We start from the raw sequence: 26,275 nt of genomic DNA on the forward strand, positions 1-26,275 counted from the left end.
CGTATGGCACCCACCACCCCGACCCTCGACCAGGTCCGAGAGCCCTCCGACATGCGCAATTTCTCGATCGACCAGCTGCGCAAGCTGGCCGATGAGCTGCGCGCGGAGACGATCGACGCGGTCTCGGTCACGGGCGGGCATCTGGGGGCTGGCCTGGGTGTGGTCGAGCTGACGACCGCTCTGCATCACGTCTTCGACACGCCCCGCGATACGCTGATCTGGGATGTCGGGCATCAGTGCTATCCGCACAAGATCCTCACCGGTCGGCGCGACCGTATCCGCACCCTGCGTCAGGGCGGCGGGCTGAGCGGTTTCACCAAGCGGGCCGAAAGCGAGTATGACCCGTTCGGCGCCGCGCACGCCTCGACCTCGATCTCCGCGGCGCTGGGCTTTGCCGTGGGCCGCGACCTCAAGCATGAGGATCGCAATGTCATCGCGGTGATCGGTGACGGGTCGATGTCGGCCGGCATGGCCTATGAGGCGATGAACAATGCCGGCCATATCGGCGGCCGCCTGATCGTCATCCTCAACGACAACGACATGTCGATCGCACCGCCGGTCGGTGCGATGAGCCATTATTTCGCGCGGCTGGTCTCCTCGAAGAGCTACCGGAGCCTGCGCAAGCTGGGCAAGGGCGTGGCCAAGGCGCTGCATGTCGAGGAGGCCGCGCGCCGGGCCGAGGAATACATGCGCGGCATGGCCATGGGCGGCACGCTCTTCGAAGAGATGGGCTTCCGCTATGTCGGCCCGATCGACGGCCATGATCTCGACCAGCTGGTGCCGGTGCTGCGCAATGTCCGCGACGGCGACAATGGTCCCGTGCTGGTTCACGTGGTCACGCAGAAGGGCAAGGGCTATGCGCCCGCCGAAGCGGCCGACGACAAGTATCATGGCGTTGCCAAGTTCAACGTGGTGACCGGCGAGCAGCAGAAGTCGAAGGGCGGTCCGCCGTCCTACACCAAGGTCTTTGCCCAGCAGCTCATCCGTGAAGCCGAAAAGGACGACAGCGTCGTGGCGATCACCGCGGCCATGCCGGGCGGCACCGGGCTCGACCTGTTCGGCGAACGCTTCCCCGAGCGCATGTTCGATGTCGGCATCGCCGAGCAGCATGCGGTGACCTTTGCGGCCGGTCTTGCGGCCGACGGCATGAAGCCCTTCGCGGCGATCTATTCCACCTTCCTGCAGCGCGGTTACGACCAGGTCGTCCACGATGTGGCCATCCAGAACCTGCCGGTCCGCTTTGCGATCGACCGTGCGGGCCTTGTCGGGGCCGATGGCTGCACGCATGCCGGCTCGTTCGACGTCGGCTATCTCGGGCAATTGCCCGGCATGGTGCTGATGGCTGCGGCCGATGAGGTGGAGCTGTCACGCATGGTGGCGACGGCGACGCAGATCGACGACCGCCCGTCCGCCTTCCGCTATCCGCGCGGCAATGGCACGGGCATCGAGATGCCGGACGTTATCGAGCCGCTCGAGATCGGCAAGGGCCGGATCGTGCGCGAGGGTTCGCGGATCGCAATCCTGTCGCTGGGAACGCGTCTGGGCGAGAGCCTGAAGGCTGCCGATGCGCTGGCGGCCCAGGGCTTTTCCACCACGGTCGCCGATGCGCGCTTTGCCAAACCGCTCGACGAAGACCTCATCCTGCGCCTGGCGCGCGAGCATGAAGTCCTGATCACGGTGGAAGAGGGCGCCCGCGGCGGTTTCGGTGCGTTCGTGCTGCACTTGCTGGCCGAGAAGGGCGCGCTGGATCGCGGGCTCAAGATTCGCACCATGACCCTGCCGGACGTCTTCCAGGACCAGGATACGCCCTTCAACATGTATGAAGAGGCCGGCCTCAATGCCCGTCACATCGCGGCCCGTGCGCTCGAGGCGATGGGCCAGGATGAAGCGGCTGCCGAACGCATTGCCGCCGCTCTCGCGGCAAGCTGACCGCTCAGTAGAGGCTGGAAAGCGCGTGCTCGGCGAGCGCCCGGACGGCCCGGCCATGTGAGCCGACAGGATCGTCCGCGTCAAACACGTCGAGCGCGACTTCAGGCTCAAGGCCGCGCCCCTCGTGCACCACGCCTTCGGCGTCGGCGAAGATCTCGTTCGCCAGCTCGACATACCAGCCATTGGGCAGCGGTTTGGCCAGCGGGGTCGAGAAGGCGCCGCGCGTGGTTCCGCCGGCCTGTGTCACGTTCGGCAATTGCCGCAGCATCATCGTCGTGATCTCGCCGGCGGACACCGTGACATCGCTCGTCAGCACGTAGACGGGCCCGGTATAGCGCGGTCCGTCATGCGGCTCGATGCGATAGACCGCATCCGGCTCACCGCTCCAGTCGGTGCGGACCGTATAGCCGGTGAAGGGCGTGTCGGTGAAACGGCTGGCGATTGCACGCGTGACGGCATCATAGCCGCCGCGATTGTTGGACAGGTCGAGTATGACGGCATCCGCATCGGCAAAGCCGGTCAGGGCTTCGTCGAGCATTGTGTCGAGTGCGGCGAGCTCGGCGGCGGCCCATTCCGGCGTGCCGGGCGTTTGCGTGTCCGTGAAGCCGCCCATGGTGAATATCTGGATATAGCCGACACGGCCGTCGATCATGCCGGTTATGACGCGATCATTGCCGATATGGCGTGCGCCCGGATCGAGAACCTCCCCGAGGGTCTGCTCGATCAGGCCGATGAGCCAGGGCGTTTCACCGATACCGCCGGCGATCATGGGCAGGGTGGTCCCCAGCCCGTACTGGGCGCGATGACGCTCGCCGTCGAATTCGGCAATCAGCTTGGTGTGACTGTCGCCCAGCGGTTCGATCAGGCTGGCGAGAAGGGCGAAGACGTCCGCATCGCTCATATCGTCGCTCAGCCGGGCCCGTGCCTCGGCGACCCGGGCCTGCCAGTCGACACCGCGGCGTTCGAAGAAGGCGTAGTGGCGTTCGAAGATCGAGGTGAAGACATCGAAGGTCGCGCGCCGGCCCGAGAGGTCTTGTGCGCCACACGTCTCCGGCAGGGCACCCAGCCGTTCGAAAACCGTATTGCCGTCGCTGGGCAGGTATTCGAACTTCGCGCGGTCTGAGCCCAGCGGCGTGATGTAGCGATACTCCACCTGGCTCATCAGGGTCGGACCGTCTTGCGCGGTCGCGTAGCACCCGGCGGGCGCATCCTGCCAGCGCGTGATCCCGTCCGCGTCAATCTCCAGGATCCAGCCGTAATCGGTGGAGTGCCAGATGCCGCGCGCCGGCTCGATCGTGCCATTGCTGCTGAAAATTTCACGAGGCTGCGCGAACGCGGAGGGCTCAACGCAGGCGGTCAGAAGCAGGGCAGCACAGATCGCAAGAGAAGAAGGTCGGGACATGGGAAACAAAAAAGTGACTACGGTCACCTTTTAGCGATCCTCTGGCTCCGCGGCAAGGGCTTGATAGCCTGCCAGCGCGCACAGGCGCGACAGCCGACTTTCCACGCGGTCTTCCAACCGGCCTTCCTGACCCGAAGTCAGCCATTCGCGAATCGAGCCCGTGACCAGCGTGACAACCAGATCCGCCATGGCCGCCGCATCGGTCGATGCGGGAAGTGCGCCCGCATCGGCCGATGCCGCAATCATTCCCGCAATGTCCCCGGCGACCAGGCGATCGGCCTGACTCTCGGCCGCCTGGACTGATGGTGTGGCAACCGCATGCATGTGTTTGGCCTGCCACATCCGGGGGGATGCTGCGGCAAGATCCGAACTGCGCAGGGCCAGTGCGGTCAGGCGCCGGGGCAGGGGGGCGCCGGTCAGCTCCGGCGGTTCGATGCGGGTCCGCGCGATGACATCCGCATACCATTCGGCAAGCAGATCGGCCTTGCTGGGGAAGTGGTTGAAGAAGGTCCCCTTGGCCACGCCCGCGGCCGCAACGATCTGGTCGACACTGACGGCATCATAGCCGTCCCGCTCGATCAGTGTGTGGGCTGCGTCATAGAGGGCTTTGCGAACCGCCCGCTTTTTGCTTTCTCTCTTGCCGGTCATCGGCGCAGGATGCGCAGTTTGGTGACCACAGTCACTTATTATCCGCAGGACCTCGATGCGCGCAGACCGCTACCTTGTCGAACACGGCTATTTCGAGACCCGGGCCCGGGCGCAGGCGGCGATCGCGGCCGGCAAGGTCCGGGCCGATGGCGAACCGGTCGGCAAGCCGTCGCAGAAGATCGCGCCAGGGGCACAGATCGAGGCGGAGGAGGCGTTTCCCTGGGTGTCGCGCGCAGCGCTGAAACTGGTAGCGGCGCTTGATGCTTTCGACATCGATCCGGCGGGGCGGGTCTGCCTCGATGTCGGCGCCTCGACGGGCGGTTTCACCGAAGTGCTGCTGTCACGCGGCGCGCAGCATGTCTATTCGGTCGATGTCGGGCGGGATCAGCTGCACGCGCGGCTTCAGTCCGACCCGCGTGTGACATCCCTTGAAGGCATGGACGCGCGGGCGCTGGAGGCGGATTTGTTCAGCGAACCGCCATCGCTTGTGGTCTGCGACGCCAGCTTCATTTCATTGCTCAAGGTAATCATGCGGCCGCTGGAGCTGGCTGCACCGAGCGCCGAACTGATTGCCTTGATCAAACCCCAGTTCGAGGTCGGCAGGGCGGCCATCGGCAAGGGCGGCCTGGTGAAGAACGAGGCCGACCGCCGGCGCGCGGTCGACACCGTCTGCTCCGGGCTCGAGGCCGGTTCGGATTTCAGGGTCGGCGCGGTCATCGACAGTCCGGTCGAAGGGGGTGACGGCAACAGGGAATACCTTATGGCCGCCACCCGCTCGAACCCAGCATGAAAGCTCGAAATGTCCGCGACTTAATGGCTCAATAGGTGTCGGCGGGACGCCAGATGCCGTCGGCACCCTGACACATCTGGATCTGGTCGCTCACGGCCCGGCCATAGCTGTCGACGCTCTGCGTCCGGCGCCACTCGCAGCGGCCGGTCGCCGACACGGTGGTGTAGCTCGAAGAGGCCGAATAAGTGCGCGCCGGCTCGTTGCGCTGGCCACCCAGAAGCTCGCCAGAGGACCCGTAGCCGTCGTCGTAATAGCGGTCATCGCCATAGCCGGCATTGCTGTCATAGTAGCGGTCGTCTTCATAGTAAGGATCGTCGCCGTAATAGCCGGTGTCGCCGTAATAGCCGTCCGGCTTGCCCGGATAGCGGTTGTCCGGGTAGCGGCTGTTGGACGGATAACGGGTATTGCCGCAATCCTCGCCGCCGGCGATGCCCGCACCGATCAGGGCGCCGACACCGGCACCGGCGATCGTGCCGACTTCCTCGGCATTTCCGCGATCGCGGTGCTCATAGCGGCGGTCGCGCCGGCCGTAATAGCCACGGCCATGACGGCGGGCGTCATCCCAGCGGGCGTTCCGGTCCCAGCGGTCGGGACGTCCATGGCGGTTGTTATTGCTGTCGTCAGCGAGCTCATTGCCGATCACGGCACCGAGAATGCCGCCGATCAGGGCACCGGCAACCTGCCGGTTCTGGCGGCCGGCTTCACAGTCCTGATAGGTCTGGCCCGAACGGGCACCATAGGACTGGGCTTCGGCGACGGCCGGCAGTGTAACCGAAAGAGCCGTCGCAGCGAGCAGGGCGGGGGTCAGCAGTTTCATCATGTGCCTCCATGCGTCGGGAGTGCTTTGTCCCAATGTCCAGGTGATCCTAGGCGGCGGGCGATGAGCCCAGGATGAACGGGCAGATGACAGTTTCGCAATCCCCCGGACAAGGCCCTTCACATGCACAAACGGGGCCGGTGATGACCGGCCCCGTCTGACATGCGCCCGAAGCGGGAGATCTACTGGCGGTGGGCAACCTGCCAGTCGCCGTAACCGTCGCGGCACATGCGCACGCGGTCGTAATTATACGTGCCGTCGGGCATGTAGATCTCGGCATCGCCCCACCGGCATTCGCGTCCGGCGGTGTAGTAGGTCTCGCGGACGACAATCGTGCCGCGCACGCCGGAATACGGGTTCGCCCAGTAATAGGGTTCGCCATACTCGAAGGCGTAGTTCATCGCGTAGTGGTATTGCGCCCGGTCGCAATTATCCATGCGATCGAGACTGCTGCCCAAGGCTGCCCCGAACCCTGCACCCAGCAGGATGCCGGCGCCGACACCGTCATCGCCGGCAGCCGCGCCGCCGACGAGGGCCCCGAGCAGTGCGCCGACAATCGCACCATCGCTGCCATTGCGGTCATAGCGGCACAGCCCGTCATAATAGGCAAAGCGGCGGCCCTCATAGCCATGGCTGTAGTACTGGCGGTGATAGCGCCAGCGATCCGACGGCCCCCAATGGCCATAATAGCGTGAGTTCGACCAGCCGCGATTCAGATGGTGGACCCAGTGCAGGCGGGCCTGACGGCGGGCCCGGTCACGATAGAAATCGCGGCGGCGCTGGGCATACTCCCAGCGGCGGCGGTCGTGATGGGCGCCGGGCCGGCGGCCGCGATCATTGTCCCACCGGCGGTCCCGGCGATTGTCATGATAGTCCCGGCGCTGATCGCGGCGATCCCAGGCCGGGTTCCGGCCATTGCGGTCCCGGCCGGCATCGCGATGATCCCGGCGACGATCCCAGTCGCGCTGGTCACGGCGATTATTGTCCCAGCCCGGATTGCGGCCATTGCGGTCGCGCCCGGCATCGCGGTGATCGCGGCGATCACGGCGATTGTCCCAGTTGCGCTGGTCGCGCCGGTTGTTGTCCCAGCCGGGACCCCGGCCATTTCGGTTGCGGTCACCGGCCTGGTCGCGGCGGTCATGATCGCCTGCACCGCGGCGATTGCGATCCTGTCCGCCCGGTTGACCGTCCCGGCGATGATCGCCTCGTCCCGTTCCCGGCGGGGGATCGCGGCGCTCGCGGCGGGCGTCGCCCCGGTCCCGGCCGCGCCGCTCGCGTGCATCCCGGTTGCCACGATCAGGTTGGGCCTGTTCGCGCCGGGCTTCGCGGCCGGCCCGACGGTGTTCGCGACGGTCGGGATCGCCATAGCTGTTGCCGTTTTCCTGCCGCTGGGCGTCCGCAGGTGCGGCCACCGCCAGCGTGGCAGGCAGAAGGACGAGAGCGACAAGGGCGGTGCCAAGCAGGCGGTGCTTGCGTGGTGTCATGGGACACGCCTCCGGGTCTACGCCGGGACGGACCCGGCCAGGTTGACCGAAGGTTAATTCCGTATGGATGAGCCCAGCATGAACAGGGCCTTCATCTTTCGTCCGAACCCGGAAAACCGCTCAGAACGCGCTCTGACCGGCATGCCGCAGCTTGTGATCGGCCAGCACGAGCGCAGCCATGGCTTCACCGACAGGAACGGCGCGAATGCCGACGCAGGGGTCGTGCCGGCCGCGGGTCTCGATTTCGGTCTCGTTGAAATCGCGGTCCAGCGTGCGCCGGGCAACACGGATCGAGGACGTCGGCTTGACGGCGAAACGGATCACCAGATCCTGGCCGGTGGAAATCCCGCCCAGTACGCCGCCATTATGGTTCGACAGGAAGTGCGGGCCGTCCTCGCCCATGCGCATCTCGTCGGCGGCCTCTTCACCGCGCAGGGCAGCCGAGCCGAAGCCGGCACCGATCTCAACACCCTTCACCGCATTGATCGTCATCATCGCCATGGCGAGGTCACTGTCGAGCTTGCCATAGACAGGCGCACCCCAGCCGGCCGGCACACCGGAGACCACGACTTCGACGATGGCACCGGTCGAGGAACCGTCACGGCGTAGCGCGTCCATGTCCGCTTCCCACAGGGCAGCGGTTTCCGCGTCGGGGCAGAAGAAGGGGTTCTCGTTCACCTGGTCCCAGTCCCAGCGCGAGCGGTCGATGGCGCGGGCGCCGACCTGGACGAGCGCGGCCCGGATCGCGATCCCGTCGCCCAGCACCTTGCGGGCAATCCCGCCGGCGGCGACGCGCATGGCCGTCTCGCGGGCCGATGAACGCCCGCCGCCGCGATAATCGCGTACGCCATACTTCATGTCATAGGTGTAGTCGGCATGACCGGGGCGCCACTTGTCGCGGATATCGCCATAATCCTTCGACCGCGCATCGACATTCTCGATCATCAGCCCGATCGGTGTGCCGGTGGTGACGGGGCCGCCCGTCCGGTCGTCCTCGAAAACGCCGGACAGGATACGCACGCGATCGGGCTCCTGGCGCGGCGTGACATGGCGGCTGGAGCCCGGGCGGCGCTTGTCCAGCCAGGGCTGGAGATCCTCCTCGCTCAGGGGAATGCCGGCGGGACAGCCATCGACAACGGCGCCGATGGCCGGGCCGTGGCTTTCGCCCCAGGTGGTGATCCTGAACAGGTGTCCGAATGAGTTGTGAGACATGATCGATCCGCGTTTTGGCGCAGACTAGTCGCGGATCATGCGTCCGTCACGCAGCCGACTGCGCTTTGCGGATCCAGCGGGCCAGGCGCGCATGGGCGGACGGGCGGGAATATTCGTGAATGAAGGCTTCCAGATCCGCCCGGTCGAGCAGGGAGGGGATGTCGGATGGCCCCGTATCCTGTGCTGTTGCGATGCGGATTGTGATGATCGTGCCGGGCTCGCCGACAGCGGTCACGCGTTCGCCGTCGCGTGTGCCGGCCGGGATGCGCACCAGGACGGGGCGCTCGCCATGGCGCAGGGTGCGTGTGACGCCGGTGGCAGCCTCGGTCCGGCTGATCTCGATATCCAGGCAGACCGGCGCATTGGCCTTGATCAGGTCCATGGCCGCAACGATTTCCGCCAGTCGCGCGAGCGTCTGCGGCGTTGGCGGTGTGACATCGGGATGCAGGGTTTTCACCAGCGCGCGAAAGGCGGACTTGGCCGCCTCGCGCCCGTCACCGGGCGCGAGTCCGAGGGCGGCATAGGCCTGTCCGATACTCGTAACACGCGCTGTCATACCGTGAATCTAGGACGAGAAGATTCCCGAAAGGTTGACGCCGCTGACTTTGAGCGTACCTAGGCGGCAAGCACGCCGGAGGTGAATCATGTCGAAGTCGAAGCCGGGTCTCATTCCGCCCTCACCGGACGCGGATGCGTATGCCAAGACCGCCGATGCCAATGCGGCGGAGATTTTCGACCGCGAGGAACCGTTCGCGCTTTTTGCCGACTGGCTGGAGGATGCCAAGCGCAAGGAGCCGAATGACGCCAATGCGATGGCGCTGGCGACCGCCGATGCCGACGGGCTGCCGGATGTGCGCATGGTGCTCCTGAAGGATGTCGATCCCGATGGCTTCGTCTTCTACACCAATCTGGAGAGCGCCAAGGGCCAGCAGCTGGCGGTAAATGCCAAGGCTGCGCTGTGTTTCCACTGGAAATCCCTGCGCCGCCAGGTGCGGGTGAGGGGGGTGGTCCAGCCGGTCGCGGCCGATGAGGCCGACGCGTATTTCGCCTCCCGCGCCCGGGACAGCCGGATCGGCGCCTGGGCCTCGAAACAGTCGCGCCCCCTGGAGAGCCGGTTCGCCCTGGAAAAGGCCGTTGCCCGCGAGGCGGCGCGCTTCGGTCTGGGGGAAGTGCCGCGCCCGCCGCACTGGTCCGGTTTCCGGATTGTGCCGATGTCGATCGAGTTCTGGCGCGACCGGCCTTTCCGCCTGCACGACCGAATGACGTTTTCACGACCGGATTCACACTCGCCTTGGCAGGTCGATCGGCTGTATCCTTGATGCGAAGCCAAGCGGGGGCTTGATATGCGCAGTTTTGGCAAATTCCTGCGGGCGATCCTCGTCCCGCTCGGATGGGTGTGTGCCCTTCTGGCCCTGGGTGTGCCGCTCTGGTTCGCAATGGCGGCCTTCGGGGCAAAGTGGGAATTCATCGATCTGGCGACGGGCCTGGGGTGGATGACACACACGATCGGCCGACCGCTTCTCTTCGCGAGCCTCGCGGCGGGCGGGTTGAGCCTCATTCTGTCGCTTGTGCATCTGATCGCCCGCCGGCGCTTCTTCGGTGCGCTTTTGTCACCCCTGCTCGCCGTCGTGATCGGTGTCGCAGGGCTGGGGTGGGCCTGGCAGATCGACAGGCAGCGCAGCGCCCGGCCCCTGCTGCTGGACGTGACAACGGATCTGGAAAACCCGCCGCACTTCACGCCGTCCTTCGCTGCGCGCCGGTCTGTGCATCACCAGGCGCTCGATTATGCAGGCAAGCTGGGCGAGGACGGACGTTCGCTCGCGGCCGTGCAGGCGCAAGCCTATCCGGCGCTGGCCACCGTTCATGTCGACCGGGCGCCGGAGGCGGTGTTTGCAGATGCCCTTCGCTATGCGCACACGCATCGCTGGCGCGTCGGGACAGCCTCGGCCAGTGCCGGCATGTTCGAAGCAGGTACGGAGAGTTTCTGGTACGGTCTGCGTGACGATATTGTCGTACGCGTGCGCGATGACGGTGCGGGCGGCAGCCTCGTCGACATCCGCTCCCTCGCCCGCCAGCCCATCCACGATCTCGGTCGCAACGCCCGGCGCGTCCAGGCTTTCAGCACGGCGATCGCGGACGACGCTCGCTAGGCCACTGCTACACCCAGCGTGTATTCCGCTTCCAGCCCGGGCTCGCCTGTGCAGGCGATGCGGCCGGTTTCGATCATGTGGATGAGGTGGGCGAGTACCGAGTGGGCGGCGGCGGGGTGCAGCCGCTTGTCGACATCGGCATACATCGCCTCGACCATGTCCCGCACGCGGTGCCGGCCGGCGCGGACCTGTTCGAGAATCTGCGCCTCGCGCTGCATGCGGTGGTCGATATAGGCTTGGATGAAGGGGCGCGGTTCGGTGATCGCGGGACCGTGGGTCGGCCAGAGAATGTCGAAATCGCGGTCGCGGATACGGGCCAGCTCGCGCAGATAATCGCCCATATGACCGTCCGGCGGGCTGATCACGCTGGTCGACCAGGCCATGACATGATCGCCCGCGAACAGCGTGTTTTCGTCCAGCAAGGCATAACAGACGTGATTGGACGTATGGCCGGGCGTGTGAAGCGCCTCGATCGACCAGTCCTTGCCCCGGAAAACCTGGCCGTCGCGCACCTGGACATCCGGCTTGAAACCCGTGTCGTCGCCAGCCTCGAGGCGAACCTCTCCGCCGGCGGGCGGGGTGATCTGCGGGCCGTAGCCATAAACCGTCGCGCCGTGCTTCTCGGCCAGTGGATGGGCCATTGGCGAGTGGTCGAGATGATGATGGGTGACGAAGACATGCGTCACGCGCTCGCCGTCCAGCGCGCGGTCGAGGGCGTCGATATGGTCGGGATGAACCGGGCCCGGATCGATCACGGCAACCTCGCCATGACCGATGATGTAGACCCCTGTCCCGGTGTAGGTGAACGGGCCGGGATTGGGGGCGACAACGCGGCGAATCCGGTCGGACAGCCGGTCGCAGCGGCCATACTCGAACTCAAACTCACGGATAAAGGGGATGGCAGTCATGAAAGCCTGTCGGGCTGTTGGGGTGATGAGGGGCGGACCAGGTCGCGGAAGGCCGCAGCAAGCCGCCGGGTCACGGTGATCTTGTCGCGCAGCTTCATCGCAATGGGCGGGCCCATGTCGGTCTTGTTCACATCGACGACGTAGAGGCGACCGTCGGTGCGGTCGCGCAGCACGTCCAGCCCGCCCCAGTCCAGCCGCATGGCCTGCGCAAAGCGGACCAGGCTGTCCTGCTCGTCGGCGGTGAAGACGGTATCGGTCTCGGCGAAATCGACCTCGTCGTTGGAATTGCAGAAGCGCATCGACTCGCGGCGGCGCTTGCGCAGCACCAGCGGGATGCATCCGCCGACCATCGGGCAGCGCAGGTCCTCGACCAGGCCGCGACCGTTACGGTTGTCGATCACGCGCTGATAGACTTGCCCATGGCGGGCCGGAGCGGGACCCTGGATGATGCGGCCGTCATGGGCGCCATTGGTTTCTGACTTCTCGACCATCGGACCGGTCCAGCTTTCCGGATCGACCGAGAGCGGATAGCCGAAACACTGTTCGAACACGCGGGCGACATGGCTCTTGGCGATGCTCTGGCAGCCGGCATTGATGAGGCGTGTGCCGGGCTGGACCTGGACCGGGTTGCACACTGTGCAATCGTCGAACACGAAGACGGCGTCGGCCGTCTCGGGGCTGTCGGCGATGCGGGCGCCTGCCGCGTGAAGCACCGACCATACGAGATACCAGGGCCGCGGGCGGTCCGGGGTGAACCAGATGCGCGGGCCGGGTTTCGTGGCGGCCTTCAGGCGCCAGGATTCGACCACGAAATAGAAGGGGAACCAGGCCAGCACTTCGCCGATCAGCCCCGGTTCGAGACGCAGGCGTGCCCCGGTCTTCTTGACGGTGACGACACCGTCCTGGAACTCGAAGTCTCGCCACCACAGCGCACTGTGCATGGAAGGGCCTTTCTCCTGTCGTCACGCCGCATCCTAGGCATGTGCCGGACACATGCAATTCACGCTGGATCACGGACGGCGCGGATCTTGCGTGAAGTGGCGCGCAGCCGAACACGCGAGGCGAATGTGAACGTCGGGGAATTCATAAGCAAGCGCGTCCTGCGCCTGGGTTGGCTCGTCCTCATGCTGATCGTGGCCGAGTCTTTTGTCAGTGGTGCGACAGATCAGGCAGCACTGTCCCGGACGGCCCCCTTGCCCCCGGCCGATACCGCCCTGATGCAGGAGTAACGGCAGAGGCTTCATTGACAATGCCCGCGCCCCATTGAAACTGCGGCGAACTCCGGAACGAGCCGATTACTGCATGTTTGGTTTTGTACTCCGGCGCGTAGGCGTCGCCATCCCGACTATCCTGGTGATCATCACGATCGCCTTTTTCATGATGCGTGCCGCTCCCGGCGGGCCTTTCGATCTGGAACGGCCCATGCCCGAGGAGACGCGGCAGATCCTGCTGGCCAATTACGGCATGGATCAGCCGCTGTGGCGGCAATATCTCGACTATATGGGCGATCTCGCCCGAGGCGATCTCGGACCGTCGCTCAAGCTGCGTGACAAGCAGGTCAACGAGATCATCGCCGAAGGCTTTCCGGTCAGCGCGACGATCGGCCTGTTCTCGATGCTGCTGGCGATCACGCTCGGCTCCTTCCTCGGTTCCGTGGCGGCGTTACGGCAAAACACGGCGGGCGATTTCTCGGTCATGACCTTCGCGATGGTGGGAATCAGTATTCCACCCTTTGTGATGGGGCCGATCCTGGCGTTGGTCTTCGGCCTCTATCTCGGTCTTGTGCCGACGGGTGGTCTCGATCCACGCTACGGCATGACGCCGGACCGGCTCATCTTGCCCATCATCACGCTGGCATTGCCGCAGATCGCGATCATTGCGCGCCTGATGCGTGCGTCGATGATCGAGGTGATCCGCTCGAACTATATCCGAACCGCACGCGCCAAGGGCATGTCCGCCCACGCCGTCATCTTCCGGCATGCGCTGCGGTCGGCCGTGCTGCCGCTGGTGAGCTATCTCGGTCCGGCTTCGGCCGCCGTGATTTCCGGTTCGCTTGTGATCGAACGTGTCTTCCAGCTGCCCGGTATCGGCAAGCATTTCGTCGATGCCGCCCTGCAGCGTGACTACACGGTCGTGATGGGCGTGGTGATCATCTACGCCACGCTGATCATCGTGCTGAACCTGCTCGCCGACCTGCTGTACGGCGTCCTCAGTCCCAAAGTGAAGTACGAATAATGACGTTGCTGTCGACGCCCGGGGAAAAGGCGGAAATCCTCGAAGCCGCCTCCGTGAAGGGCCGTTCCCTCTGGGACGATGCCCTGGCGCGCCTCATGCGCAATCGTGCCGCCGTCACCTCCATGGTGATCCTGGGCATCCTGATCCTGCTGGCGACGGTTGGACAGGCGCTGTGGGTGCACGACTACGACACGATCTATCGCGACAAGGTCTGGATCGCACCGACCTGGGAAGACTGGCACATTCTGGGTACCGATGCGCAGGGCCGCGACATGGTCGCGCGTATCCTGGTGGGCCTTGGTGTGTCGCTCATGGTGGGCGTGGTGGCGACGATCGTGTCGTTGCTGATCGGTGTGACCTGGGGCGCGACGGCCGGCTTTATCGGCGGCCGGGTCGATCAGGCCATGATGCGCTTCGTCGACATCCTCTACTCGCTGCCCTTCATCTTCTTCGTGATCATGCTGATGGTGGTGTTCGGACGGAATATCATCCTGATCTTCGTGGCCATCGGTGCCGTGGAATGGCTGACCATGGCGCGCATCGTGCGCGGCCAGACCCTGGCGCTGAAGAACATGGAATTCGTCGAGGCCGCCGAGGCCGCCGGCGTGTCCCGCTTCAAGATCATCCAGCGTCACATCATTCCCAACGTGCTCGGACCGGTCGTGGTCTATGTCACGCTGATGATCCCGGTCGTGATCCTGGCCGAAAGCTTCCTGTCCTTCCTTGGCCTGGGTGTGCAAGAGCCGCTGACCTCGCTGGGCCGCCTGATCTCGGCCGGTGCACAGGACATGGAGCCCGCGCCCTGGACGCTGATCGGGCCGGCGGTGACGATGATGGTCACGCTGTTCTGCCTGAATTTCATCGGCGACGGCCTGCGAGACGCGATCGACCCGAAGGACCGCTAGCGGCGAACGCAGCCGCTACGACACAAAAAAAAGGCCGCTCCGGGCTATCCGGGGCGGCCTTGTCCTTCGAGTGTGCCGGTCTTATTGTTCGCGACGTACGCGAATCGCGCGGCCATCGCCATCAATGCGGAGAAGATAACTCCCCATGGCACCCCGCCGGATTTCGGCGAAGTGTGGCCCATTCCCCCAAAGCCGGACTTCACCATCGTCTACCTGACGCCATACTTGGCCGTTGGCCATGTAGAAGACCGTCGTGTCGTAGCCCACGACTCGTGTCCGATCGATCCTCATGGTGACTGTATCGACATTGCCGTCGCGGTCGCGTTCAACAACCCTAACTTCATTGCCATCCAGTTCGGACGCGCTCTGTGGCTCTGGTGCAACTGCCGTTGCCGATGGCTGGGAGGAGGTCGAACTCGTGGAGGGTGCCTCCTCTATCCCGGAGGCGTTCAGTTCCGCCACAGCGTCGTGTTCGGATTGCGCGGCCATCAGGCTCGGGAGCCGGAACCGGGGCAGACTCGGCAGGTTGAAACCGAAGCTGTCTCGTTCGACGGCTTCGACATCTTCCCGCTCGACAATGACGATATCGCCCGAATGCCTGGCCGTCGCCAGTCGCTCTGCGCTGGCATCGAAGCAGGCTAGTCGGGCCTCGATGTCGACGACCGACCTGCAGGCGAGAACATCGTCAACCGGGTCGGTCTGAAGCGCCGTGGCGCCGGGGCTAAGAAAGGCGACGGCTGCAACAGACAGGCCGACGCGGAAAAGAACTGACATGGCTGATTCCCTGATTGTAAGGCTATTCGACACGTTCGGCCCGGAACCAGCGCCCGCCATTATTCAGGCGCATGAAGTAGGAGCCGAGGGCCCCGCTGCGGATATTGGCCGTCAGGCCGGGGCGGACGCCGCCGCGAAGTCCCTGTATGTGAGTTCCGTCCGTCTGCCGCCACACCTGGCCATTGGCAAGGGTAACCACGACATCGCCGGCGCGATTGATCTCGATATCGGTGACCGACAGGTTCTCGATCCGCTCGATATCGCCGTCTTCGGTGCGGTGGACGATACGGTCCGGCGATTGGGCCGTCGCATCGGCCTCGACCAGATCGCCTTCGCCGCCGCTGCGCCGGCCCAGTCCCGGGATGGAGAAATTGGGCAGGCTCAGACCGAAAATCGATTCTTCTGCCGCTTCGATCTGGCCGCGATCGACCGCGACAACTTCGCCGGACTCCGCATTTCCGTAGAGGGTTTCCACCGCTGCATCGAGACAGGCCAGGCGCGCGTCATCGTCTGCAATGTTGCGGCACTCGAACAGCGGTTGCAGGGGCGAGTCACCGGATTGCGCATAAGCGACGGGTGTCAGGACAAGTGGCGATATCACAAGGAGTAATCGGGCGTTCATCTTCTTTCCGTCAAGTTGCGCACGCTTCGAACTATGCGCGACCGGCAGGCGGCTGTCGACCGGCCCGTCATGTTCGGCTAGAACGAGAGTCACATCTTCCAGTGACGCGTCGGAGGGGAGACCGAACCGTGATCCGCAAAGCCATTATCAGCACCCTTTTCCTGTCCGCTTCCGCCCTTGTGCTGGCGAGTTGCGGCGGCGGCCAGCCGACCGACAGCGACGCGGTTGTCCTGCATCGCGGCAATTCCTCCGAGCCCCTGTCGCTGGACCCGCACAAGGCCACCGGTACGTGGGAGAACAACATTATCGGTGACATGTTCATCGGTCTGTTCACCGAAGACGTGTCGGGCACGCCGGTTCCGGGCATGGCCGCAAGTTGGGACGTCTCTGAAGACGGTCTGACCTGGACCTTCACCCTGCGTGAAGCTGTCTGGTCGGATGGCGAACCGGTGACGGCTGACGACTTCGTCTACGCCTGGCGTCGTATCGCCTCGCCGGCGACGGGCGCGCAATATGTGTCCCTCCTGTACCCGATCGCCGGCATGGAAGCGGCGACGCGCGGCGAACTCGACCCGCAGGAGATCGGCGTGCGCGCGATCGATGATCGCACGCTGGAGATCAGCCTGGTCAATCCGGCGCCCTATCTTCCCGGGCTTCTGACCCACTACACGACCTTCCCGCTGCCGCAGCACGTGGTCGAGCAGTATGGCGACGAATGGGTCCGCCCGGCGAACATCCAGGTCAATGGCGCCTACCGCCTTGAAGACTGGCGTACCAACAATTTCGTGCACCTGCAGCGCAACGAGATGTTCTTCGACAACGAGAATGTCTGCATCGACGACGTGTATTACTATCCGACCGTCGACAACTCGGCGGCCGGCCGCCGGGTGCGCAATGGCGAGCTGCACATCAACAATGATTTCCCTGGCCAGCAGCTGGACTTCCTGCGCCGTGAAATCCCGGACTATGTGCGCATCGCGCCCTATATGGGCACGATCTATTTCTCCATCAACACGGATCTGGACGGCTTCTCCAATCCCGACGTACGCAATGCGCTGGGCATGGCGATCGACCGGCACTTCATTGCCGACGAGATCCTGCGCGCCGGGTACGAGCCGGCCTATTCGCTGGTTCCGCCGGGCGTGGCCAACTATCCGGGCGGCGTGCGCGCCCAGTGGGCCGACATGCCGATCGAGGCGCGCCGCGAGCGTGCCCGCGAGCTGCTCGAGGCTGCCGGCTACGGTCCGGACAATCCGCTGCGCTTCGAATACACCTATCGCGCAACCCGCGATAATCCGCGCGTTGCGCCGGTGGTGCAGAATGACTGGTCGGCGATCGCCGAATGGGTCGAGCCCGAGCTGATCGTCAACGACACGCAGATCCACTACGACAATCTGCGCGCCCAGGACTTCCAGATCGCCGATGGTGGCTGGATCGCGGACTATAACGACCCGTACAATTTCCTCTTCCTGGGCGAGTACAGCTCGGTGCCGATGAATTACTCCCGCTATAATAATCCGGAGTATGACGCGCTGGTCACCGAGGCGAACCGCGAGCTTGATCTGGAACGCCGGGGCGAAATGCTGGCCCGGGCGGAGCAGATGTTTGTCGACGACATGCCGATCATTCCGATCGTCTATTATGTCTCGAAGAATCTGGTGAACCCGGACGTGACCGGCTGGGAAGACAATATCGTCGACCTGCACCGCACGCGTTATCTCTGCCTGGCCAGCGCAAGCGAAGCTGGCACAGAAGGCGAAGGCGGCTAGCCGAACTTGCAGACGACATCCCCCCGACCTAGCCTGCGCACAACAGGGCAAGGCCGGGGGATACGTCATGTCTGGAAGTGATGTCGTCAGTGATGCCGTTGTCGGTGGCGCTGCCGCCGGCGAACTGGAAGACGCGATCCGGTCATCGCGCCGCCGCAAGTCCGACCGGTTTTCGGTCTTTACTCCTCCGACGCCTGCGGGGACTTGCTCCAACTGCGCAACAGAGCTCTCCGGCCCGGTCTGCCACAGCTGTGGACAGGCCTCGGACACGTTCCACCGGCCGGTCTGGGACCTTCTGCTGGACATTCTGGATGGATTGTTCGGACTGGAGGGACGGCTGTGGCGGACCTTGCCGCCGCTCATGTTCCAGCCGGGAAAGCTGACGACGAATTATCTGACGGGCGTGCGGGCACGCTATGTCATGCCTTTCCGGCTCTATCTGACGGCCAGTGTGCTGTTCTTCCTCGCCTTCTTCGCAGTGAACGAGGGCCTGAACACCGGGCCGGAGCCGGCCGCAAGCTCTGACGTCGCAGAGGCACGTGAGGCGCTGGAGACCGGCGATCTGGAGGCGGGGCTCGCCATGATGCCCGAAGAGGCGCGGAACGAGGTGATCCGCCAGGTCGAGCGCGGTCTGGACGAGGCAGAGAACGCCGAAAGCGCGGAAACGCCCGAGGCGCGCGAACTGCGTCAACAGGCCGAGCGCAACGAGCTGAAGCAGCGTATCCGCTATGGCCTGCTGCCGGAATACTATCCCCGCGAGGCGGCCGCGCTGGACCCCGACGAGACCGTGGAAATCTCCGAGGGCATGGTGATGAATTTCGACGGGATCGAGGAGGTGCCGCTCAGCTTCCGGCTGCGCCTGGCCGATGGAATTGATGCGGTCATCGATTCACAGGGGCAGGCGCTCTGGGTCGCCATGAAGACCTGGGCGCCGCGGCTGATGTTCGGCCTCTTGCCGATCTACGCCCTGCTGCTGGCGGTCACGCATTTCTACAAGCGCGGGCTCTATTTCTACGACCACCTCGTGGTGACGCTGCATTTCCACGCCTTCCTCTTCTTCATGTTTATCGTGGTCGGGGTGGTCAGCCTGGTCATCGATTCCGCGCTCGCCTTTCTGGTCTTCTTCCTGTGGTCGAACTACTACCTCTACAGGCTGCACCGCACCGTCTATGCCCACGGCCGGTTTTCGTCCTTCCTGCGGACGGTCTTCATGGATTTTCTCTACATGATTGTCCTGAGCTTCGGAGTGCTGGTGCTGGTTTTCGTCGGCTTGTTTACGGCGTCCTAGCCAGGGAGCTCCGCCTTCATACCGGACACAAAAAAAGGGCCCGCCGGAGCGGGCCCTTTCCTGTCTTCAGCAATAGCCGGCGCGCTATTGCGGCACGGCCACCCGGCTGCGCATCTGCACGCCCGGCTGGTTCGCTTCCTGGCGGGCCTGGATGGCCGCACGCACTTCCGGCATCTCCATCAGCGCGTTCAGGCGGGCTGCCGTTTCGGCAGACTCGGCGGAGACGCCGAACAGCTCCTGGAAGGCTTCCAGCGGGGTGCGCTGGCGCGGGAAGCGGCGCAGACGTACCTCGTCCTCGGGGGCCAGGCCGGCCAGCTCGCGAGCCGCATCGACCGCATCGCGGAAGCCGCCGATCTCGTCGACCAGGCCCAGGTCGAGCGCCTGGGCGCCCGTCCACACGCGGCCGCGCGCAATCTCCAGCACGCGTTCCAGCGGCAGGTCGCGGCCATCGGCCACGCGCTGGGTGAAGTCCTCGTAGACATTGGCCATCTGGGCGCGGAAGGCGGCGCGCTGGCTGTCCGTCCAGGCTTCCTGGCTGGACATGGCCGTGGCGTATTCACCGCCCACCGACAGCGTCTCGACATTCAGGCCGACCATGCCGAACGTCTCGTCCAGCACGATCTTGCCGCCCAGCACCCCGATCGAACCGGTCAGCGTGGTGGCGTGGGCCAGCACATAGTCAGCCGGCGCGGCCATGTAATAGCCGCCGGACGCGGCGAGCGAGGCCATCGACACCACGACCGGCTTGCCGGCTTCGCGGGCCCGGTTGATCGCGTGCCAGATCTGGTCGGACGCGATGGCCGATCCGCCGGGCGAATCGACCCGGATGATGATGGCACGGACGTTCGGATCGTCTGCAGCGGCCAGGATAGCCTCGGACGTGAAGTCGCCGCCGATCATCTCGTCGCCGCCAAGCGGGCTGGCATCGGCGTCGCCGGTCACGATGGCGCCCTGGCCTTCGATCAGGGCGATGACCGGCGCATTGCTCCAGGCCGGCGAGGCCTGCTCGTGATAGACGGAGAGCTCCACCACCTCGCTGCCGGCACCGGCACGGTCGAGCGCGGCTTCACGGGCTTCGACGACATGGCCGAGACGGTCGACAAGGCCGGCATCGAGCGCCTCTTCAGCCGTATGCGGGGCGGTTTCGAACACGCTGCGGATCTCGCTCGTCGAGAAGCCGCGATCGCCGGCGATCGCGGCGACGGCGGTGTCGTAGATTGAACCCAGATAGGACTCCGCAGCTTCGCGGTGCGCGTCGGTGAAACCGGTCTGGGTGTAGGTGTTGGCGGCGTTCTTGTACTCGTGGAACTGCTCGAATTGCGGTTCCGCATTGAAGTGCTCGAACAGCCCGCCGAGGAACATCACCTCCGACGCCAGGCCGGCCGGCGTGAAGGATGCCGTGTCCTGCAGCCAGATCTCGTCAGACCCGGAAACCGCGAAATAGCCGGTCACGCTGGTGCCTTCAAAGCCCTGGGCGTGGGTGATCACGAACTTGCCGGCCTCGCGGAAGTCAGCGATCGCATTGCGCATTTCCTCGGCCATGCCCGGCGACAGGCCGAATTCATTGGCGCGAATGAAAACGCCCTGGACGCGGGCATCGTCTTCGGCGCGTTCCAGGGTCTGGACGATATCGACGACCGAGAGCGGCTCGGCGAAGGCGAAGGGCGAACGCGACGGGCTGTCGAGCCTTGGCGTGCGCAGATCCAGCTCCAGGACAATACCGTCATGGGGAAGGGCGGTCTCGCGCTGGGCGCCCTCCATGGCGGAGTTGATCATGGCGCCGATCATGAGGAAGACGACGATGACGGTGAGGACCGAGCCGACGACGACGCCGACAATCGATCCGAAGAACGTTACCCAGAACTGTTTCATGGAAGCCCTTTCGACCCACGCAGACACACGGAGACGCCGCAGTGCAAGATGCGGTCCCCTTTTGCACCATAATGTAGGGCCCGCAGGGATTTGGGTCGAGGGATCGTGTCCGGCAAAGTCCCGCTGGCGGCAATACGGCGCAGTCCGGTGGCCGGAAGCGGATGCTGTGCAGTGAGATCAGGGGCGGGAAAGTGAATGGTCGGAGTAGCAAGATTCGAACTTGCGACCCCCGCCTCCCGAAGACGGTGCTCTACCAGGCTGAGCTATACTCCGAACCGAGGCGCGGCTTATAGCCAACTCTTTTGTACGGCGCAACGCGCCAATGACAGGCAAGCTGCAGTCCGCGCCGGAGCGGGGTAGAAGCTATGCGGATTCACCTGCGGACATGCGTCATGTGCAGTTTGCGCTGCAGCAAACCGCATTGCCCCGTTGCATCCCCCCCGGGGGTTATGTATTTACCGCGCTCCGTCCTCGCTGACGGGCCCGGTTGGGGCGTCGCCAAGTGGTAAGGCATCGGTTTTTGGTACCGACATTCCCAGGTTCGAATCCTGGCGCCCCAGCCATTCCTTTCCAGATCATATCGGAAAAGAACCTGCCGGATCACCGGTCCGGCCATGCCGGCATCGCGAAATTGTGATGTTGGCACGCCGAGCCGCTCGCGGTCCGCGTGCGGCCACACGGTCCGATTTTTCGCCTGTTCCCGAAATGTCGTGTTTCGTCCCGTTTCGCTGTGCAACCGTACCGGAAACGGAATACCATTTTTGCGCGAATGACAGGCCGGGGGTGGTCGCGATACGCGAATCTTGGCGATTTGAGCGCAGCTGAGGCCGCATTCCAGCCACAAAGATGTATTGATCGTGGTGTAACGCTGGTGTTAGCGTTCATGCCAATTCGCAAGCGGCGTGCATGCGCCTATAAGTTGATGGGCCAACCATCACGGGGTTTCGAAAGGGTTGCTGGAGCGATACCTTCGAGGACTAGAATACAAACCGCCCTGTGCGGTCGCTGTCTGCAGGCCGCTCAGACCGGGCCGCTTGAGAACGAGGGTAGGGGGCCTAACCGGCAGGTTTTTGCCGGTCAGCATCGAAGTTTTTTTGGGGCGGGGGACCTGCATGGGAACCCGCATTGACCATTGTGAGGCGAGAAATGGTGAACTTGAAGAATTTGGTTCGCGCGTCGCTTATGGCGACAGTTGCGGCGGGCGCCTTCGGCGGTGCCGCCGTTGCGCAGCTGGACCAAACGCTCAGTGTTGCGCGCAACAACACGCAGGAAGGCGCGCAGACGCAGCGCCGCATCGACCAGCTGGACGACCAGCGGACCGATATTGAGCTGGAGTATCGTGCTCTGCTCGAGCAGATCGAATCGCAGCGTTTGTATGTCGAGCAGCAGCAAGTCTTCATCCGCTCGCAGGAAAGCGAAGTCGCGTCCCTCCAGGGACAGATCGACCGCGTTGACAGCATCGAGACCGATCTGGCGCCGATGATGCGGGAGATGGTTCAGAACCTCGAAGAGTTCGTGAATCTCGACCTGCCCTTCCGCCTGGAAGGCGAGAACGGCCGTCTGGCCCGCATCGAGAACCTCTACGAGCTGGTTGACGATCCCAATATCTCGCCGGCCGAGCGTTACCGCGTCATTCTCAACGCCTACGAGATCGAAGCCTCCTACGGCCGTTCGCTGAACGCCTATGAGGACACGGTCCTGGAAGAGGGTGTTCCGGTGAATGTCACCGTGCTGCAGATCGGCCGTGTCGCCATGATCCGCCAGTATGACGATGGTTCCATGACGATCCGCCATAACGGTTCCAGCGACTGGGAAGCCCTTCCCGGCAGCTATGAAGCCAACGTGACCCGCGCCATCCGCATCGCCCAGGAAGTGACGACGCCGTCTGTCTTCCTGGCGCCGCTGCCTGGCCCGGCAGTTGCCCAGTAACGGCTTGGAACGGAGAGTGAAAGTTATGAAAACCACGATGAAGATGCTCGCCGCCGCCGTTTCCATGGGCGTGGCTCTTACCGCCGGTGCCGTGGCACAGACCCAGCCGGCCGGATCCCTCAACGAGCTGCTGCAGCGCGTGCGTTCCGACGCCCGTGAAGCCAGCGCTGAAAACCAGGAACGCCTTCGCGAGTTCCAGTCCAGCACCAACCAGCAGCAGGCGCTGCTGAGCCAGGCGCGGGCCGAGCTTGCGGCCCTGTCTGCTCAGTCCGAGCGCCTGAATGCTACGTTTGAAGCCAACCAGGTCCGTATTGACGAGCTCGATGCCGAGCTGCGTCAACGCCAGGGCGCTTTCGGTGAACTGTTCGGCGCTGCCCGTCAGGCCGCCGGCGAGTTCGCTGCCATTATCGACAGCTCCATCGTCTCGGCCCAGTTCCCGGGGCGTGCCGATGCGCTGGAAGAACTGTCCAATTCGCGTACCCTGCCGACCCGCCAGGAACTGGACTATATCTGGCGTCGTGCGATCGAGGAGATGATCCAGCAACAGCAGGTCGTCACCTTCAACGCCCGCGTCACCGGCCTCGGCGACGGCGAAGCCGTACCGACCACCCGCGTCGGTCCGTTCGTTGTGTTCACCAACCACAACAACAACCAGCGTTTTGCCCTGTGGCAGGAAAACGATACGACGGGCGCATGGGCGCTCCGCGACCTGCCGGCCCAGCCGCCGGCCAACTTCGTGGGCGGTGCCTCGAACCTGTACAATGCCGATCCCGGCGAGATCGTCATGGGCGTGGTCGACCCGTCCCGCGGTCCGCTCCTCGACATCTACAAGGACGTTCCGGGCCTGGAAGAGCGTATCGAACAGTCGGGCAATGTCGGTAAGGTCATCATCGGCCTGCTGGTCATCTCCGCTGTCTTCGGTCTGTTCCGCCTGGTCTCGCTGCTGCTGACGCAAGCTGCCGTGGCCGGTCAGAAGCGCAAGTCGTCCGGTTCCAAGTCCAACCCGCTGGGCCGCGTGATGCTGGCTTACGAGGGCGCCAAGGACAAAGACGTCGAGACGATGGAACTGAAGCTGGATGAAGCCATCCTGCAGGAATCGCCGAAGCTCGAATTCGGCCTGAACTTCCTGAAGCTGGCTGCCGGTATCGCTCCGCTGCTGGGTCTGCTGGGTACGGTTACGGGTATGATCAAGACCTTCACCCAGATCACCCTGTTCGGTACCGGTGATCCGCGCATCATGGCCGGTGGTATTTCCGAAGCCCTGATGACCACGGTGCTTGGCCTTATTGCCGCCATCCCGCTGCTGTTCATTCACTCCTTCGCTCAGTCCTTCGCGCGCGGCGTCCAGCAAGTGCTCGAAGAACAGGCCGCAGGCATGGTCGCGCGTCACGCTGAAGAGCGTCACGGTTAATCGGAGGAACCGCTATGGATTTCCAGGCCGTATCAACCGGCCTTCAGGAGTTCCTCGAGCGGGGAGGCCCCGTCCTCGTTGTCATCATGGCAACAACATTTGTGATGTGGGCCTTCATCCTCGAGCGCTTCGTCTTCTTCTACTTCGCCCAGGCCGGGCTAGCGAAGCAGGCGCAGCGGGAGTGGAATGCACGGGCAGACCGGAAGTCCTGGTATGCCCATGCCATCCGCGACCAACTCATCTCGGAGGTCAAACAGCGTTGCGATCAGAATGTCGAGCTGGTGAAAACCCTCGTCGCTGTCGCTCCGCTCTTCGGACTGCTCGGCACAGTGACGGGCATGGTTTCGGTGTTCGACGTCATGGCGATTTCGGGCTCTTCGGATGCCCAGGCCATGTCGGCCGGCGTCTCGCGCGCCACGATCCCGACCATGGCCGGCATGGTGGCGTCCCTGTCGGGACTCATCTTCGCCAACCAGATCGAACGTCTCGCCCAGTCGCGCACTGCGAAACTGGCCGACTCGCTCGAGATCGGTGAGGGGAGTGTCGAGTCATGAGACGCAGAAGCAAGCACCACGACGATCAGGCTGAAGTGAACATGACGCCGATGCTCGACATCGTGTTCATCCTGCTGATCTTCTTCATCGTCACCGCCACCTTCCTCTCGGAAGAAGGCCTCGACATGCGCCCGCCACCCGACTCGGACGACACGCCTCCAGATGACGCGCCGCCTCCGATCGTGGTTCAGGTTGACGACGATAATAATATCTTCGTCAACCGGACGCGGACCGATGTCGATCGCGTGCTCTCGGCCGTCAACCGCTTCCGGGCGGAAGAGCCGAACAGCGCCGTGCTCCTGGAAGTCCAGGACGAGGCCGACCACGGCATCATCGTGCAGATCTGGGACGATATGGGCGCCAATGGCGTGCCGGTTTCGATCCAGCGCACGAATGAAGACAGCTAGACCGGGAGGAAGCCATGGCGCGACGCGTCAGTCGAGTGAATACCGGTGAGGAAGAGATCGAACTGAACATGACGCCCATGCTGGACGTCGTCTTCATCCTCCTGATCTTCTTCATCGTCACCTCGGTCTTCATCAAGGAGCCCGGTGTGGACACAACCCGCCCGGATGCCATGACCGAGGAAGACCGCAATCCGTCGATGCTGATCGCGGTGACGTCGGACAATGAGGTCTGGGTCAACCGCCGGGTCTACGAGATGAATGAACTTCGCGGGGTTATCGAGCAGTTGCTGCAAGAGAACCCCAAGGGCCGGGCGATGATCCAGGGCGATGAGGGGGCCAATATCGGCCTCATCCTCGACGTCCAGGATCTGCTCATCGAGATGGATGTCGAAGTGCATATTTCGACACTCCAGACGTAGGGAGGAGACAATATGGGTAATCTTGTCCGCCTCATCATCGGCATCCCGATCGCCGCCTTCGTCACGGTGATCCTGTTCTTCGTCATGACCCGCCTCATTCTGGTTGAGGGGGAACCGCCAGACGAAGACGTCGAGGACCGGCAGTTCACGATCAATGACGAGGTCGCCGATATCGAGGCTCGCCGCCGCGATACGACGATCGACGATGTGCAGCAGGTCGAGCCGCCACCCCCGCCGCCGCAGATCGAACGGCAGCGTGCGGAACAGCCGTCCGAAGGCCTGGCTACCGTGATGGGGGCCATTCCCGACTTCGAGGCGCCGCAGCTGAACAGCGACAGCGTGAACTTCTCGGTCTCCGACCGTGATGCGCAGCCGCTGGTCCGGATCGAGCCGCAATACCCGTTGCGGGCTGCGGAACGCGGTGTCGAAGGCAGCTGCTGGGTCCGCTTCGACGTGACCCCGGACGGTACGCCGACGAATATCGATATCTTCCGCTGCGACAGCTCGCTCTTCGAGCGTGCGTCCATGCGGGCGGTGGAGCGTTGGCGCTACAATCCGAAGGTCGAGGAAGGGGTGCCTGTGGCACGTCGCGGCGTGGAAACGCGCTTCGACTTCCAGCTGTCCGATTAATGGGAAGACGGGCGGGGGTCGTCGACACCCGCCCCGCTCTCCCGCGGGACGGAACCGGAAAGCCTAAGGGCTGGAGTGGTTCCGTAGGAATTGTCAAAGCCGGTTCGGGGAGTTGGACCG

The 26,275-nt window shown here is 64.2% G+C and carries 25 protein-coding genes and 2 tRNA genes; 15 read left to right on the plus strand and 12 right to left on the minus strand.

What is annotated here, in order from left to right; all coding sequences use genetic code 11:
- Positions 1–3: 3 nt before the first annotated feature.
- The gene (gene dxs / locus ABJO18_RS04915; RefSeq protein ID WP_348515754.1) at positions 4–1,929 is read left to right on the plus strand and encodes a 1-deoxy-D-xylulose-5-phosphate synthase; all 1,926 of its coding nucleotides are present in this window, start codon (positions 4–6) and stop codon (positions 1,927–1,929) included.
- A gap of 4 nt (positions 1,930–1,933) precedes the next feature.
- Here dxs and ABJO18_RS04920 read toward each other — a convergent pair whose 3' ends face one another.
- Together ABJO18_RS04920 and ABJO18_RS04925 are read right to left on the minus strand one after the other, a co-directional pair.
- The gene (locus ABJO18_RS04920; protein ID WP_348506810.1) at positions 1,934–3,331 is read right to left on the minus strand and encodes a S41 family peptidase; all 1,398 of its coding nucleotides are present in this window, start codon (positions 3,329–3,331) and stop codon (positions 1,934–1,936) included.
- 30 nt (positions 3,332–3,361) lie between these two features.
- On the minus strand, positions 3,362–3,979 hold the full coding sequence (locus ABJO18_RS04925; RefSeq protein ID WP_348506809.1) for a TetR/AcrR family transcriptional regulator: 618 nt from the start codon (positions 3,977–3,979) through the stop codon (positions 3,362–3,364).
- Positions 3,980–4,034: 55 nt separating this feature from the next.
- Between ABJO18_RS04925 and ABJO18_RS04930 the strand changes: the two genes are divergently transcribed.
- A complete protein-coding gene (locus ABJO18_RS04930) occupies positions 4,035–4,769 on the plus strand; it encodes a TlyA family RNA methyltransferase (RefSeq protein WP_348506808.1) in 735 nt (244 codons plus the stop codon).
- 28 nt (positions 4,770–4,797) lie between these two features.
- Here the strand turns inward: ABJO18_RS04930 and ABJO18_RS04935 are convergent, their stop codons facing one another.
- The 4 genes from ABJO18_RS04935 to ABJO18_RS04950 form a co-directional block, all read right to left on the minus strand.
- Complete coding sequence (locus ABJO18_RS04935; protein ID WP_348506807.1) at positions 4,798–5,586, minus strand: hypothetical protein; 789 nt, start codon at positions 5,584–5,586, stop codon at positions 4,798–4,800.
- 182 nt (positions 5,587–5,768) lie between these two features.
- Positions 5,769–7,070 carry a hypothetical protein gene (locus ABJO18_RS04940; RefSeq protein WP_348515755.1) on the minus strand — a complete coding sequence of 434 codons (1,302 nt, stop codon included), beginning with the start codon at positions 7,068–7,070 and terminating at the stop codon, positions 5,769–5,771.
- Positions 7,071–7,190: 120 nt separating this feature from the next.
- On the minus strand, positions 7,191–8,282 hold the full coding sequence (gene aroC, locus ABJO18_RS04945; protein WP_348507874.1) for a chorismate synthase: 1,092 nt from the start codon (positions 8,280–8,282) through the stop codon (positions 7,191–7,193).
- Positions 8,283–8,328: 46 nt separating this feature from the next.
- Positions 8,329–8,838 (minus strand): hypothetical protein, encoded by a 510-nt coding sequence (locus tag ABJO18_RS04950; RefSeq protein WP_348507873.1) that lies wholly within the window; start codon positions 8,836–8,838, stop codon positions 8,329–8,331.
- A gap of 88 nt (positions 8,839–8,926) precedes the next feature.
- On the opposite strand from ABJO18_RS04950, the gene pdxH reads away from it, so the two are divergent.
- Entirely contained in the window at positions 8,927–9,601 is a 675-nt protein-coding gene (gene pdxH / locus ABJO18_RS04955) for a pyridoxamine 5'-phosphate oxidase (RefSeq protein ID WP_348507872.1), read from the plus strand.
- A gap of 24 nt (positions 9,602–9,625) precedes the next feature.
- The gene (locus ABJO18_RS04960) at positions 9,626–10,432 is read left to right on the plus strand and encodes a DUF1499 domain-containing protein (protein ID WP_348507871.1); all 807 of its coding nucleotides are present in this window, start codon (positions 9,626–9,628) and stop codon (positions 10,430–10,432) included.
- Here ABJO18_RS04960 and ABJO18_RS04965 read toward each other — a convergent pair.
- Both ABJO18_RS04965 and ABJO18_RS04970 read right to left on the minus strand, forming a co-directional pair.
- A complete protein-coding gene (locus ABJO18_RS04965) occupies positions 10,429–11,340 on the minus strand; it encodes an MBL fold metallo-hydrolase (protein ID WP_348507870.1) in 912 nt (303 codons plus the stop codon). The genes ABJO18_RS04960 and ABJO18_RS04965 overlap by 4 nt on opposite strands.
- Positions 11,337–12,281: a hypothetical protein gene (locus ABJO18_RS04970; protein WP_348507869.1), complete on the minus strand. Its 945-nt coding sequence runs from the start codon at positions 12,279–12,281 to the stop codon at positions 11,337–11,339. Before ABJO18_RS04970 ends, ABJO18_RS04965 begins: the two co-directional genes overlap by 4 nt.
- 361 nt (positions 12,282–12,642) lie before the next feature.
- On the opposite strand from ABJO18_RS04970, the gene ABJO18_RS04975 reads away from it, so the two are divergent.
- Both ABJO18_RS04975 and ABJO18_RS04980 read left to right on the plus strand, forming a co-directional pair.
- On the plus strand, positions 12,643–13,575 hold the full coding sequence (locus ABJO18_RS04975; RefSeq protein WP_348507868.1) for an ABC transporter permease subunit: 933 nt from the start codon (positions 12,643–12,645) through the stop codon (positions 13,573–13,575).
- On the plus strand, positions 13,575–14,480 hold the full coding sequence (locus tag ABJO18_RS04980; protein ID WP_291886520.1) for an ABC transporter permease subunit: 906 nt from the start codon (positions 13,575–13,577) through the stop codon (positions 14,478–14,480). Before ABJO18_RS04975 ends, ABJO18_RS04980 begins: the two co-directional genes overlap by 1 nt.
- 81 nt (positions 14,481–14,561) lie before the next feature.
- Here the strand turns inward: ABJO18_RS04980 and ABJO18_RS04985 are convergent, their stop codons facing one another.
- A complete protein-coding gene (locus ABJO18_RS04985) occupies positions 14,562–15,254 on the minus strand; it encodes a hypothetical protein (protein WP_348507867.1) in 693 nt (230 codons plus the stop codon).
- 22 nt (positions 15,255–15,276) lie between these two features.
- On the minus strand, positions 15,277–15,876 hold the full coding sequence (locus ABJO18_RS04990; protein WP_348507866.1) for a hypothetical protein: 600 nt from the start codon (positions 15,874–15,876) through the stop codon (positions 15,277–15,279).
- 128 nt (positions 15,877–16,004) lie between these two features.
- On the opposite strand from ABJO18_RS04990, the gene ABJO18_RS04995 reads away from it, so the two are divergent.
- Entirely contained in the window at positions 16,005–17,645 is a 1,641-nt protein-coding gene (locus tag ABJO18_RS04995) for a peptide ABC transporter substrate-binding protein (RefSeq protein ID WP_348507865.1), read from the plus strand.
- 67 nt (positions 17,646–17,712) lie between these two features.
- The gene (locus ABJO18_RS05000; RefSeq protein WP_348507864.1) at positions 17,713–18,933 is read left to right on the plus strand and encodes a DUF3667 domain-containing protein; all 1,221 of its coding nucleotides are present in this window, start codon (positions 17,713–17,715) and stop codon (positions 18,931–18,933) included.
- A gap of 84 nt (positions 18,934–19,017) precedes the next feature.
- On the opposite strand, the gene sppA is transcribed toward ABJO18_RS05000, so the two are convergent.
- Both sppA and ABJO18_RS05010 read right to left on the minus strand, forming a co-directional pair.
- Positions 19,018–20,805: a signal peptide peptidase SppA gene (gene sppA / locus ABJO18_RS05005; protein ID WP_348507863.1), complete on the minus strand. Its 1,788-nt coding sequence runs from the start codon at positions 20,803–20,805 to the stop codon at positions 19,018–19,020.
- Between the two features lie 196 nt (positions 20,806–21,001).
- Positions 21,002–21,078 (minus strand) — tRNA-Pro (locus ABJO18_RS05010).
- Positions 21,079–21,293: 215 nt separating this feature from the next.
- Between ABJO18_RS05010 and ABJO18_RS05015 the strand changes: the two genes are divergently transcribed.
- The 7 genes from ABJO18_RS05015 to ABJO18_RS05045 all read left to right on the plus strand — a co-directional run bounded on the left by ABJO18_RS05015 (position 21,294) and on the right by ABJO18_RS05045 (position 26,155).
- Positions 21,294–21,368, plus strand: a tRNA-Gln gene (locus tag ABJO18_RS05015).
- Between the two features lie 619 nt (positions 21,369–21,987).
- Positions 21,988–22,734, plus strand: a complete 747-nt coding sequence (locus tag ABJO18_RS05020) for a DUF3450 domain-containing protein (protein WP_348507862.1) — start codon at positions 21,988–21,990, stop codon at positions 22,732–22,734.
- A gap of 25 nt (positions 22,735–22,759) precedes the next feature.
- A complete protein-coding gene (locus tag ABJO18_RS05025) occupies positions 22,760–24,145 on the plus strand; it encodes a MotA/TolQ/ExbB proton channel family protein (protein WP_348507861.1) in 1,386 nt (461 codons plus the stop codon).
- A gap of 14 nt (positions 24,146–24,159) precedes the next feature.
- A complete protein-coding gene (locus ABJO18_RS05030) occupies positions 24,160–24,699 on the plus strand; it encodes a MotA/TolQ/ExbB proton channel family protein (RefSeq protein WP_348507860.1) in 540 nt (179 codons plus the stop codon).
- Entirely contained in the window at positions 24,696–25,106 is a 411-nt protein-coding gene (locus tag ABJO18_RS05035; protein ID WP_348507859.1) for a biopolymer transporter ExbD, read from the plus strand. The genes ABJO18_RS05030 and ABJO18_RS05035 overlap by 4 nt, the downstream gene beginning before the upstream one ends.
- 14 nt (positions 25,107–25,120) lie before the next feature.
- The gene (locus tag ABJO18_RS05040; RefSeq protein WP_348507858.1) at positions 25,121–25,525 is read left to right on the plus strand and encodes a biopolymer transporter ExbD; all 405 of its coding nucleotides are present in this window, start codon (positions 25,121–25,123) and stop codon (positions 25,523–25,525) included.
- 12 nt (positions 25,526–25,537) lie between these two features.
- Positions 25,538–26,155 carry an energy transducer TonB gene (locus ABJO18_RS05045; protein WP_348507857.1) on the plus strand — a complete coding sequence of 206 codons (618 nt, stop codon included), beginning with the start codon at positions 25,538–25,540 and terminating at the stop codon, positions 26,153–26,155.
- Positions 26,156–26,275 lie beyond the last annotated feature (120 nt).

Origin of the sequence: Maricaulis sp., from assembly GCF_039978735.1 — a bacterium.
GTDB lineage: Bacteria > Pseudomonadota > Alphaproteobacteria > Caulobacterales > Maricaulaceae > Maricaulis.